Origin of the sequence: Roseivirga spongicola (assembly GCF_001592965.1) — a bacterium.
In the GTDB taxonomy this organism is placed as follows: domain Bacteria; phylum Bacteroidota; class Bacteroidia; order Cytophagales; family Cyclobacteriaceae; genus Roseivirga; species Roseivirga spongicola.
The window spans coordinates 550,312-562,766 of record NZ_LRPC01000012.1; the positions used below are offsets into that span (position 1 = coordinate 550,312).

A 12,455-nucleotide genomic window follows, 5' to 3' on the forward strand; every position below is an offset into this window, starting at 1 on the left:
ATCGCTATCTAATTTAGTTCGATCCTCTGGAATTATTCTCTTTAGAATTATCACTTTGTCTTTCCTGACGTTTTCGATTCACTCCCTGAAAAAATTCCCTTAGCGTGTTGAAGCTGGTGGTTTGCGAAATGCTGGCTCCGGTGGTTTGGTTGGTGGCGTTTCTGTTAACCGCCAAATTGGCCAAATCGTAATTGGTTTGTGAATAAACTCGCACCTTGTATTTTCCATCAGGTGTAAGGAGGTATTCGGCTGTCCAATCACCAGCAATACTGTTAATATCTTGCAGGCCGCTAATACCACCTTCTCGAGTAACTCTTAGTCGACCATTGAGAAAGGTGTAGCTTAGCCTTAAGCGGAAGGTGTTGAAGCTATTTTCGTCTAAATCTGCGAGGTCAAAATTCACCTCCAGATTCTCGTCTAATTGCGCGACTAGCTGGCTCAACTGATTAGAAAGTAACTGGCTTACGTTTTGGGTAGAAGATCTTCCGCCCACTGTCAAACCTCCTTGTGCTTGAAAGTTATTGAGTACAATTAAACTTAAAACCTGACGGTTCAACTCCTGTTCATCTCCGTTTATTCTTGCTTCAAATGCATTTAAGGCGGTGGTTACATTGTAGTCGTTAATGTTGGCTTCGCTAAAATCTATATCAAAGCTGATCTCAGGGGAAAGCATTGGACCAGTGAGGAACAATAAGACTTTGGTTGGAATTCTTCTGGAAGAGGCCGATGAGCTACCATCTTCATTGGTTTCTACAAAACCAGCATCAACTAAAAGTGGGGCAATTGAGGTACTTTGATTGTACGAACCCTTAATGTCTACAATAGCCTCATACGGGTCTCCATACCAAGTGATGGTGCTCGGTTGTTCTATATCAAATTCTTTGGTTATGAGGTTGTAAAGTGAAAAGTTGTAGGCTCCTTCAGTAATGTCTAAGTCACCAGTCATCTGGAATTCTCCCTGTGTATCGATCAAAAGCCTTAACTGCCCTTCTCCACGCCCTCTAATAATATCACCAGTCTTTGGGTCTATAATTATTTCAACATAAGCGTCTGGTGTTACCTCAATATCAAGGTCTAGTTTTAGCCCTTCTATTTTAATCTTGTTTACATCATCTAAATCTATGATGCTTTCGGTAGAAGTGGTGTCTTGAACAGTTCGGTCTACGAACGTTATGTATTCGGGGACATCGTTGTCTTCAATTTCTTCAGTAATTGGAATGTAGATTTTAGTATCGGCTTCCGTTCTTACATTAGCCGATATGGTGAGGTTAGAAGCTTCTCCTGTTAAAGAGACTTGGCCTGTTGCGTAGGCACCTCCATAATAGACATCTCCAACATCTTGATTGGTATTTAGTACTTGGAACTGATTCAGTTGACCAATCAAGTCAAGCCTAAAGTCTCTGAAATAGTTGTGACTGACTCTCCCACTAAATTGGGCTTGTCTACTTCTTGCGTCTAAGAATTGAAGGTTTTCAAGTGAAATGTATCTTTCTTGAAAATCAACATCTCCATTAAAGCTGTACTTTGTATTGAGGTAATTGATCTTCATCTGGCCATTTTTGATGGCTCCCAGCCCCTTCATTACTGGTGCATTGGTGTTACCTGTAATTTTATATCTGCCATCTATAAAACCTCCTAATTCAGAGAAGTAATCATCTATATAGGGCTCGGCAATATTGATGTTGGCTTCATTTAACAGTAAATCTATGTTTAGTTGCTCTTCATCTCTGGAGGGGTAGAAGGCTCCTGTCATGGAAATAGTATTTCTGCCAAGTCGATCTACATCAAAATCTATGTCGAAACGTTCTCGATAATCGTTCCAGCTCATGCTTCCTTCCAAATCACCCACCAAGAAATTGTTGATTCTGAATTCTTCAATGGATAGGTCTCCAAAGATTAATGGGTTGTAGTATAAGTTTTGTGCCTGAATAGAGCCATTCACCCTTCCAGTATAAGACTCATTAGCCAGCGGGTTAATATTGGCTACCTCTACCTCTTGAAACTCTATTGATAAGCTTTGAGCGGTATCTTGGGCAATAGCAATATTTCCGTCAAAACTTATGGATTGGTCTGTGTTGAAAACACTGAGGTTTTCTATGGTTATTTTTTCATCTCCGAATACTACCACGTTGTTATCAGTGATTTGCCAGGTCTCTTCCAGAATGGTAATGTTGGAATTACCAAAACGCAGTTCGGTTCGGTCTGGGAAAAAGTTTAAGTCGGCACCTATTTCAGCATAATTACCACTGCTTAGCTGTGTTACGTTTTGGCGTAAGTCCATGTGTGTTCCGTCCCAAACAGCTTCAAAAACCATTTTATCTGTTTCTGTAGAATTGGCGTAAACCTGTTTCTCACTAGAAATGTAACCTAAGGCAAGCACTTTCTCTTGGTCTCGAATATTAGTGGCGTTAATGTTTACTTCATTGTCATAGAAGTTGATTTTGCCGAATTGTACGGTATCGATCTTAGTATTAAGTACTATCGATTCATTATTCTCATTGGTGAAGCGCCCATCAATGTTGGTGTTTTTAGATACATATATTGTGCTATCAAATATGTGAATGAGCGGGGTAATGTCGTACAACTCAAACTGATAGTTCATGTTGAAGTTATTACTCGTTCTAGGGTTTCTACGAATGAATTGTGCTACCTCATCACTTCTAGAGGAGAACTGAAGTCTGTACTGTTCGCTAATGTTGGAGAGCTCACGCGAAATTTCTGAAAACTCGAAATCACCATTGAAATCAGCATAGAATAAATCGGAGGAGACGGTTAATTTTCTGCCTGTGGCCCCTCTAGATGCACCAAAGTAAACTGAGTCTAAGTCAATACTTTGGCTTTCATATCTGTAGAAAGTTTCGGTGAGGTCTATTTTCCCTTGAATACTATCGAGTTTTAGGCCACTGATGTCTAGGTCGAAGCTAGTAGAAAGCTCCATGTCTTCTTCCGTTAGTTTTACTTCTTTTAGCAAGGCTGTGTCGAGCCGACCGCGAAGCTTGAAGATTTTATTGTTGTCTCTTAAATCTACAGACCCTGTGGCAAAGAGTTTAAACATGGGGTCATTAACATCTACCTGTCCATTGAAAAACGATTCAGCAAAAGTGCCATCGGTTTCAATGTTGGTATAGTTGTAGCCATTAATGCCAACCTTTGGAATGAGCGCATCTAGTTGAAAGTTGGCTGTTTCAAGTGTAAAGCCCTTGCCTGCTAAGCTTCCATCTAAATCTACCCTTTGAAAGTTAGGGACTTCCGTGAATCGGCCTAATTCAAAGTTTTTGAGGAAAAGCTCACCAGAATATTGCGGCAACTCATTGTCCTCAATTTCAATCTTAATGTTCGATTCGATATGCCCCATTCGGGTGTCGAAAATTCCATCGGCCACAAAGTTGTTGAGTAGCCCATCAAAGTTGCCAGACATTTTAATCAGGCCAAATTTATTGGAAATTCGGAATGTCTGCTGACCCATGTATTGCCGCAGGTCTGTGGCTTTAAGTGTAGACTCTCGCAGGTTTAAACTGAAGATGGTTTGGTTGATATTCGGCAAGCCTTCAATATCAATAGAGCCTTTGAACCGAGAATCGTTGCCAAAGGCAATGGCGAAATTATCGGAGTAAAAACGATTAACTGTTCCTTGAAATAGCCCTGAAATGTCTACTGCCTGATCATATTTTTTTAGTTCTGGTACAAAATAGCTGAGTTCATTAGTGTGAATGATGGTGTTGTCAAAGTCGGCTCTTATAGCAACGCTATCTATAAAAGAGGCCATTTGACTCGGTTTATCGCGTTTTAACTCTACAAAGTCTTTGATGTGGGTTTTACCCATTTGAAGGTCTAAATCGAAGAAGGTTAAGCCATACCTAGAGTTTCTGAAGAAGGTTTCTAGGTTGTCAATGCTGAGGCCAGAAACTGAATCTCTCGTCCTGAGTTGTTTTACGTCAATCTGAAATGTGTCTCTGACCGTTTTAAGGTTTAGTAGGTCTGCATTAAGGTCTAGTAGTTGAAAGTGATTGTAGTCGAAACCATCTTTTATACTATCCTTTCTACTGTCAGAAATACTGAATTTCGAATTGATCAGCGTGATTTGATCGATAGAAAACATACTTGGTTCCCCAGGTTGGGTGTTTTCAGATGCTAAAAGCGCTGAAATTCTATCGGCCCATTCGTCAATATTCAGTCCGCCACTGGCATGGTTTCTCAGGTTTACATCTGCTCCATTGAGCCAAGCCTCTTTAGTTTTAATATTTTTTTTACCCAGAATGTCGCTGATGGAAAAGGAAAGAGCCAACTCATCAATGCCAACCATGGTTACTCCATTTTCATCGTAAATTCTGGTGTTATCTAAAGCTATCGAGTTGAACCACTTGATGTTAGCGTAGCCTATTTCTGTTCTATAGCCCGTTCCCTCCGTGAGGTAAGTAGTGGCTTTGTCTATTACATAATTCTGAATTGGCGGTAGGTTAATGAGTAGCGCAACTAATGCCAATAAGATAAATGGGGAGGCTATGATCCAAAGGATTGATTTGACAATCCGTTTTTTAATAACTTGCGATCTTTTAATATTCTCCTTCAATGCCTTCCTCTGATATCAAAATCCTGGCCATCGAATCATCTTGTGACGAGACATCTGCGGCTTTGGCAGTCAATGGCAAAGTACTCAATAATATAGTCGCAACGCAATCGGTGCATGAAAATTATGGAGGTGTGGTGCCAGAATTGGCAAGCCGCGCTCACCAGCAAAATATAGTGCCAGTAGTAGATCAAGCGCTCAAAAATGCTGCCATTTCTCCAGAAGAAATTAGTGCTGTAGCTTTTACTCGTGGCCCAGGTCTTATGGGGGCGCTTTTAGTAGGGGCTTCTTTTGCGAAAGGACTGGCTTTGGCTTTAGATGTACCACTGATTGAAGTCAACCATATGCAAGCGCACATTTTGGCTCATTTCATTGACGATCCTAAACCGAAGTTTCCATTTCTATGCCTTACGGTAAGTGGAGGCCATACTCAAATAGTATTGGTCAAAAGCTTTATGGATATGGAAGTTGTTGGAGAAACACAAGATGATGCTGTGGGCGAAGCCTTCGATAAAGTGGCTAAAATGATGGGTTTGGGCTATCCTGGAGGGCCCATGGTAGATAAGCTGGCTCAGCAAGGTAATGCCGATGCTTTCTCATTCCCAGAGTCTGAAATGGCTGGTCTTAATTATTCTTTCAGTGGAATTAAAACTGCAGTGCTCTATTTTTTGCGAGACAAACTCAAAGAAAATGAGAACTTTATAGAAGAAAATAAAGCCGATTTAGCAGCGAGCATACAGAAGACTCTTATTAATATGCTTCTGCAAAAGCTAAGGAAAGCTGCTCGTAAATATAGAGTGAATCAGTTAGCTATTGCGGGAGGAGTTTCAGCCAATAGTGGTTTGAGAAATAGACTTACTGAAATGGCCGTTGAAGAAGGTTGGAAGGTATTTATTCCTGCGTTTGAGTATTGTACAGACAATGCAGGTATGATTGCCATGGCAGGCCATTATAAATTCTTAGAAGGTGTATTTGTAGACCAAAGTGTAAGCGCATTACCAAGAATGAAGTTTTAATAGAGCTTATGTCATTCCTGCGCAGGCAGGAATCTCCTAACATCTTAGAGATTCCCGTTTACACGGAAATGACATTTTAAAGAAACATGAAAAACATTTTTAAGCCAGGAGATATTAAAACCCATCATTTCACCGTAAAGAGTGAAGATGTAGCCAAGTTTGTGGCAGGTGAGGTTCATCCGGTATGTTCAACATTTACCTTGGCTCGCGAAATGGAATGGTCTAGCCGATTATTCGTGCTAGAAATGACCGAAGATCATGAAGAAGGTATCGGTACTTTTGTAAATGTTTCGCACAGGTCTCCAGCTTTGGTAGGTCAGAAGATTTCGGTCATAGCAAAGGTTAGTTCTTTCGAAAGAAATGAACTCATTTGCGAGATTGAGGTTAAATGTGGAGATCGGCTAGTAGCGATCGGTTCAACAGGACAAAAGATTCTGCCCAAAAATAAGATAAAAGAGATATTCAGTAGTTTAGAGAAGGATGGCGAATAAAGATAAAAGTAGGTTTTCTAACAGCATCAATATTAAAAACAGGCGTGCGAGCTATGAATACGAGCTTATTGACAAGTACGTAGCGGGTATGCAGTTGATGGGAACTGAAATAAAATCGATCCGTGAAGGTAAGGCCACTTTGGCCGATGCTTATTGCTATTTCAGAAACGAGGAGCTTTGGGTAAAGCAAATGCACATTACGCCTTATGCCCAAGGAACCCACTATAATCATGATCAGACTCGAGAAAGAAAGCTACTGCTCAATAAGAAAGAGTTAAGTAAACTGCTGGCAAAGACTGAGGAGAAAGGAATGTCGATAGTGCCGACTAGGCTGTTTATAAATGAAAGAGGTTTTGCTAAATTAGAAATCGCTTTGGCAAGAGGTAAAAAAATACACGATAAACGCGATTCTATCAAAGAGAAAGATGTGAAACGCGATTTACAAAGAATGAAGTTCTAATGGATGCAATAGATTACGGTGTTCAGCGCTTGAGTTTGGTGCCAATGAGGGCAAAGCCTTCCGATGCATCCGAAATGATTTCTCAATTACTTTTTGGTGAACATTACGTGGTTTTAGAAGAGTCTGAAGATAAGAAGTGGCTCAAGATCAGTAATGTCTATGACAACTATGAGGGCTGGATTGATAAGCAGCAACACCATCATATTTCTAAAGAATACTTCGACCAGATAAGCGAAATCGAGTACAAGGTTTGCATCGACTTGATTTCGAAGATTCTTTTCAAGCAGCAAATCAATCACATTGTAGCTGGTTCTGTATTGCCACTGCTCAACAACCCTATATTTAAGGATGAGGAAAATGTTGCATTTAACGGCATGTCTAAAACTCTATATCAAAAATGGGGAGTAACAACTCTGCTTAATCAAGCTACTAAATATTTGAATACCCCGTATTTATGGGGCGGTAAATCACCTTTTGGAATTGATTGTTCTGGTTTTACTCAAGTTGTTTTTAAAACTGGTGGTCATAAGCTTCCTAGGGATTCGTCACAGCAGATTTTAAAGGGGAAAGAAATAGGCCTTGAAGATAGGAGAGGAGGCGACTTGGCTTTCTTTACCAATACAGAAGGTAAAATGAATCATGTAGGAATTCTGATGGATGAAAATAGAATAATCCACGCTTCCGGTAAGGTTCGCATAGATGAGTTCGATGAGAAGGGAATCAGAAATGTGGAGAAAAATGCGTATACTCATCATTTCTATAAACTCAAACGGATAATCACTTAAAGTATGAGACGGGTATTGGTATTGAATCAAGACTATTCACCAATATCTGTTTGTTCAGCAGAAAGAGCCTTCTTGCTGCTATATCTGCAAAAAGCTGAACTGGTTCATGACGACCCGGAAACTAAGCTCCGCTCTATAGATGCAGAGCACCCAATGCCTTCAGTTATTCGTCTTCAGAAGTATATTTTTATTCCCTTTAAGAGTGTAATTCTCACACGCCAAAACGTTTTTAAGCGTGATCGACAGCGGTGTCAGTATTGTGGAAAGAGTAAAGACTTAACTATTGATCATGTAATGCCCAAGTCGCGCGGAGGGAAATCTACCTGGACTAACCTAGTGGCTGCTTGTAAAAAATGCAACTCCCTAAAGGGCGATAAAACTCCAGAAGAAGCCCAAATGCCTTTGGCTGCTAAACCCTTTAAGCCTTCTTACATTATGTTTGTAAGAAACTTCAGTGGCTTCACCTCTGAAGAGTGGTTAAAGTATTTGGGGGTGAATTGAGGTGTAGAATGCTCAAGGATCAATAGTGAATGGGGCTGTTAAGCTAAAGTGCTCACTACTCCGCTGTAGTATCTGGTCTTTATCTGTGACCAGTGCTATCTTCGGTAATAGACTTTGTACTAATTAGAAAACGTAAATTAAGATCAGTCCATACTGATAGTACGGACTAGAACATTGGTGCTGCGCTTTCTGAAAGAAGAGTTTCCTCAATTGTCCAGCCGTCAGAAGACCCTTCAAACATTCCCATCTATTAAATTTTACAACACAATCATTCCCTTCATTATTTAGGGGTGAAATTCGTTTTTGTGGGTGTATAATTTGGGGATGGTGAGTATCTAAGCTGTGTTTATACTTTTGTTAAAATGTTTTGTTTGGAAAATAATCCATTTTTTTTCTTCAGGCTGAAAACAAAACATCAAGAAACGCACTTACAAAGAGCATAACACATGAAGATGAAACGTGTAAAGCTTCTCTTGATCGTTGCGTTGATAACGTTAATGGCTGTACAAAGCTCAGTATTAGATGCTCAGAGTTTTGAAGGTAGAGTTATTTACCAAGTGTCTTATGAAAGTAAGATAGCTGAAGTTAGTAATGAGGAGATGAATGCCTTTATGGGAGGTGATCATGAGTACTATTTAAAAGGTGGAGACTATAAAATGTTGAGCAATGGAGAGTTTTTTGAGTCGCAACTTTATATCCATGCTGAGAATAGCGTTTACAATAAAACTGCGCAATCCGATACACTTTATTGGATTGACGGATCTTTCGAAGATACTGAAGTGAAATCTTACAGGTTTCTAGATGAAACAGCTAATGTATTAGGTTACGAGTGTAAGGTGCTTGAGGTGATAGAATCTACCGGAAAAACCACTTATTACTTCAATGAACAGTTCGCATTAGACCCTGAGTATTATAGCAATCACAGTTTTGGCAATTGGAGTTTTGTTATTGGGAAAACGAAATCTCTCCTTCTTAAATTCGTATCAGAAAGAGAAGATTACACTGTTACCAGTACAGCTGTTCGTATTGAGCCTATGAAACTGAGTGAATCTATGTTCCAACTGCAGGGCAAAAATCCAGTAAAGCCAATGCCTGGTTTCTACTGATTTACAAAGGCGTGTTGTTTTCGGCTTATGCCTTTCTGACAAATTCAGACTTTAAAGCCATAGAGCCAAAACCATCAATTTTGCAGTCAATGTTATGATCGCCATCCACTAACCGAATGTTCTTTACTTTGGTGCCGGCTTTTACAGGTTTGGGAGCTCCTTTTACGGGTAAGTCTTTGATTACTACCACAGCATCACCATCTACAAGAATGTTGCCATTGGAGTCCTTTACTACATTTTCATCTTCCGTAGACTCTTCACTCGGTTTCCATTCATAACCGCATTCTGGACACATAAGTGATTGTCCGGTAGGGTAGGTATAGGGAGATTTACATTCTGGACAAGGAGGAAACTCTGACATTACTATAGATTTGAATGCGCAAAATTAGAGAAATTTAGTGAATGAGATTGAAGGATTAAGAATTGAGAGTATAGTATTAGATCCTTCAACTATTCTCAGGATAGGTAAGAGAAACTGCTATGGGCTTCTGGCATCTTACTTTTTCACTCCTGACCTCTGGCCTCCGTCTTCGGACTTCCGACTTCGGACTTCCGTCTTCTGACTTCTGGCTTCTTACTTTTTCACCCCTAACCCCTAAAGGGGCAACACTTTATTAGTTGTTTGTAGTATTTGTGCTTATTGCTTTCGTCTTCCTGCTTCCTGCTTCCGACTTCCCGCTTCCCGCTTTTGGCTTCTGGCTTCTCGCTTCCAGCTGTTACTATCAAGTCAACAAATTATCTGATTATCAAATTAATCCTTACCTTTGCAGTCCGTTTCAGAAGAGGCGGTTCCGAGTAGTTGGAAATGTAGAACAAAAATCCTTCGCTGAGCGCTCTGGGCAGCGAAATGGAGTAATCACAGAGCGATAATATCATGTCAGAAGAAAAAAAAGCACCTGAGGCAGTAGAAGAACAAGCTACTCCTCAAGCCGCAGCTGAAGCGCCTGCTTCTAAAGAAACTGCGAAAGAGTCAAAACCAAAGGCTGCTAAACAACCAGAAGAATTCAACTGGGAAGATTTTGAAACTAGAGGTTTTGGTGAGGGCTACTCTAAAAAGAAAAAAGAAGAGTTGGCTTCAATGTATGAAGACACTTTGAACTCTATCGAAGAAAAGCAGACCATTAAGGCTACTGTTGTTTCTATTGGTGACAGAGACGTTGTGTTGAACATTGGTTACAAATCTGATGGTTTGGTAAGTGCCTCTGAATTCAGAGATACTCCAGATTTGAAAGTTGGTGACCAAATTGAAGTATATATCGAAGAGCAAGAAAATGCTCTTGGACAGCTTGTACTTTCAAGAAGAAAAGCCAAAATCGTTAGAGCATGGGAGCTTATCCAAGATGGTCTAGATAACGATAAAGTAATTGAAGGTTTCGTGAAGAGAAGAACCAAAGGTGGTTTGATCGTGGACATCTACGGTGTAGAATCATTCCTTCCAGGTTCACAGATCGATGTGAAGCCAATTAGAGACTTCGATGTTTTCGTAGGTAAGAAAATGGAGGTTAAAGTTGTGAAAATCAACTACTCTAACGACAACGTTGTAGTATCTCACAAAGTATTGATCGAGAAAGATCTTGAGCAACAAAAAGCTGAAATCCTTGAGAACCTTGAGAAAGGTCAGGTACTAGAAGGTGTGATCAAGAACATGACTAACTTCGGTGTATTCATCGATCTTGGTGGTGTTGATGGTCTACTTCACATTACTGATATCTCATGGGGTAGAATCAACGATCCGTCTGAGGTGTTGAGCCTTGACGAGAAAGTGAACGTTGTTGTTCTTGACTTTGATGATGATAAGAAGAGAATCTCATTGGGTATGAAGCAATTGACTGAGCACCCTTGGGATAAATTAGAGTCTACTATCGAAGTAGGTTCTAAAGTGAAAGGTTCTATCGTAAACGTTGCAGATTACGGTGCGTTCCTAGAGCTTCTTCCTGGTGTTGAAGGTCTAATCCACGTTTCTGAAATGTCTTGGTCTCAGCACTTGAGAAATCCACAAGACTTCATCAGCATTGGTGACGAACTAGAGGCAGTAGTATTGACTCTTGATAGAGAGGAAAGAAAAATGTCTCTTGGTATCAAGCAATTGACTGAAGATCCTTGGACTAAGTCTGATGTATTGACTAAGTACGGTGTTGGAACTAACCATACAGGTATAGTAAGAAACCTTACTAACTTCGGTTTATTCATTGAGCTAGAAGAAGGTATCGATGGTTTGGTACACGTTTCTGACCTTTCTTGGACTAAGAAAATCAAGCACCCTTCTGAATTCGTGAAAGTAGGTGATGAGCTTGAAGTTCAGGTTCTTGAGTTAGATATTGAAAACAGAAGATTGGCTCTTGGTCACAAGCAGCTTGAAGAGAATCCTTGGGATACTTTCGAAACAGTATTCACTCCAGGTTCTGTTCACAAGTCTACTGTTATCTCTAAGAACGATAAAGGTGCTACTCTTGAGTTGCCTTACGGTCTTGAAGGTGTTGCAACTAACAGAAACCTTAAGAAAGAAGACGGTTCTATGGTAGAAGTAGGAGAAACTCTAGACTTCTCTGTAGTAGAATTCTCTAAAGACGATAAGAGAATTGTAATGTCTCACACTAACATTCATAATCCTGAGGCTGCTGAGAAACCAGCTCCTAAGAAGAAGAGTGGTGGTGGAGCACCTAAAGCTAAGATGGCTCCTGTAGAGCAGGCTACTCTTGGTGATTTAGATGCACTTTCTGCACTTAAAGCTGAAATGGAAGATAACACCAAGAAAGCTAATGAGAAGAAGGCTGCAGAGGCTAAAAAGAAAGCTTCTGAGTCAGAAGACTCTGCTGAAGGTTAATCTTTTTGAATATATAGAAGCATCCCGCTTGGTCGGGATGCTTTTTTATTTGACATAGTTCAACTTTTATTGGCGCAATTGATGAATATCCCTAAATTTGCGCTTCCAAAATATGGCGCTGTGGCCGAGTGGCTAGGCAGAGGTCTGCAAAACCTTGTACAGCGGTTCGAATCCGCTCAGCGCCTCAATTCCAAAAGCAACCCCCAAAGGGTTGCTTTTTTGCTTACAGTCTCATTGAGTGGATGAGAACCGCGCGGTTCGAAAGCTATCCCGATTGTTCGAGATAGCTTCGCGAGCACCTTTGAAACACTAAAAGCATAGCGAGCAATCCGCTCAGCGCCTCAATTCCAAAAGCAACCCTAAAAAGGTTGCTTTTTTGTTTTCAGACTTCTTGAGTGGAAAAGGACCGCGCGGTTCGAAAGCGATCCCGATTGTTCTGGAGAGCTTCGCGAGCACGAAAAGAAAATTATTGAAACAGCGAGTAATCCGCTTATGGCCTCGCCTTCAAAGGAGCATACTCCAAGCTGTTAAGGGTCTTCATTCTTTGCTATTGAAAACGTTTGCTATCTGCTCTGTTGTTAACCTTTCCATCTAAGTTTTAATTTGATTTTGGATTATGTCCTTCCACCAAAGAATTGCCGTTTAATTGCGTTGCTCTTTCTGAAAATTATTTAAGGTTAGTTGATCTGTCTCTATTCAGAAAGT

The 12,455-nt window shown here is 40.4% G+C and carries 9 protein-coding genes and 1 tRNA gene; 8 read left to right on the forward strand and 2 right to left on the reverse strand.

The features are described from left to right. Positions 1-13: 13 nt before the first annotated feature. Positions 14-4,483, reverse strand: coding sequence for a translocation/assembly module TamB domain-containing protein (locus AWW68_RS10325; RefSeq protein ID WP_068220415.1), 4,470 nt, complete (start codon positions 4,481-4,483; stop codon positions 14-16). An 86-nt stretch (positions 4,484-4,569) separates the two neighbouring features. On the opposite strand from AWW68_RS10325, the gene tsaD reads away from it, so the two are divergent. From tsaD to AWW68_RS10355, 6 genes are all read left to right on the forward strand, one after another. Then, complete coding sequence (tsaD, locus tag AWW68_RS10330) at positions 4,570-5,583, forward strand: tRNA (adenosine(37)-N6)-threonylcarbamoyltransferase complex transferase subunit TsaD (protein ID WP_068220418.1); 1,014 nt, start codon at positions 4,570-4,572, stop codon at positions 5,581-5,583. A gap of 86 nt (positions 5,584-5,669) precedes the next feature. Further along, the gene (locus AWW68_RS10335; protein ID WP_068220421.1) at positions 5,670-6,074 is read left to right on the forward strand and encodes a thioesterase family protein; all 405 of its coding nucleotides are present in this window, start codon (positions 5,670-5,672) and stop codon (positions 6,072-6,074) included. Next, positions 6,064-6,534 carry an SsrA-binding protein SmpB gene (smpB, locus tag AWW68_RS10340; RefSeq protein WP_068220424.1) on the forward strand — a complete coding sequence of 157 codons (471 nt, stop codon included), beginning with the start codon at positions 6,064-6,066 and terminating at the stop codon, positions 6,532-6,534. Before AWW68_RS10335 ends, smpB begins: the two co-directional genes overlap by 11 nt. Next, complete coding sequence (locus tag AWW68_RS10345; RefSeq protein ID WP_068220427.1) at positions 6,534-7,319, forward strand: C40 family peptidase; 786 nt, start codon at positions 6,534-6,536, stop codon at positions 7,317-7,319. Before smpB ends, AWW68_RS10345 begins: the two co-directional genes overlap by 1 nt. A 3-nt stretch (positions 7,320-7,322) precedes the next feature. Continuing rightward, positions 7,323-7,820 carry an HNH endonuclease gene (locus AWW68_RS10350; RefSeq protein ID WP_068220430.1) on the forward strand — a complete coding sequence of 166 codons (498 nt, stop codon included), beginning with the start codon at positions 7,323-7,325 and terminating at the stop codon, positions 7,818-7,820. Between the two features lie 452 nt (positions 7,821-8,272). Further along, positions 8,273-8,926 carry a hypothetical protein gene (locus AWW68_RS10355; protein WP_157717608.1) on the forward strand — a complete coding sequence of 218 codons (654 nt, stop codon included), beginning with the start codon at positions 8,273-8,275 and terminating at the stop codon, positions 8,924-8,926. A 25-nt stretch (positions 8,927-8,951) separates the two neighbouring features. Here AWW68_RS10355 and AWW68_RS10360 read toward each other — a convergent pair whose 3' ends face one another. Next, positions 8,952-9,287 carry a zinc ribbon domain-containing protein YjdM gene (locus tag AWW68_RS10360; RefSeq protein WP_068220435.1) on the reverse strand — a complete coding sequence of 112 codons (336 nt, stop codon included), beginning with the start codon at positions 9,285-9,287 and terminating at the stop codon, positions 8,952-8,954. A gap of 513 nt (positions 9,288-9,800) precedes the next feature. Between AWW68_RS10360 and rpsA the strand changes: the two genes are divergently transcribed. After that, entirely contained in the window at positions 9,801-11,750 is a 1,950-nt protein-coding gene (rpsA, locus tag AWW68_RS10365; RefSeq protein WP_068220438.1) for a 30S ribosomal protein S1, read from the forward strand. Positions 11,751-11,864: 114 nt separating this feature from the next. Then, positions 11,865-11,935, forward strand: a tRNA-Cys gene (locus AWW68_RS10370). Positions 11,936-12,455 lie beyond the last annotated feature (520 nt).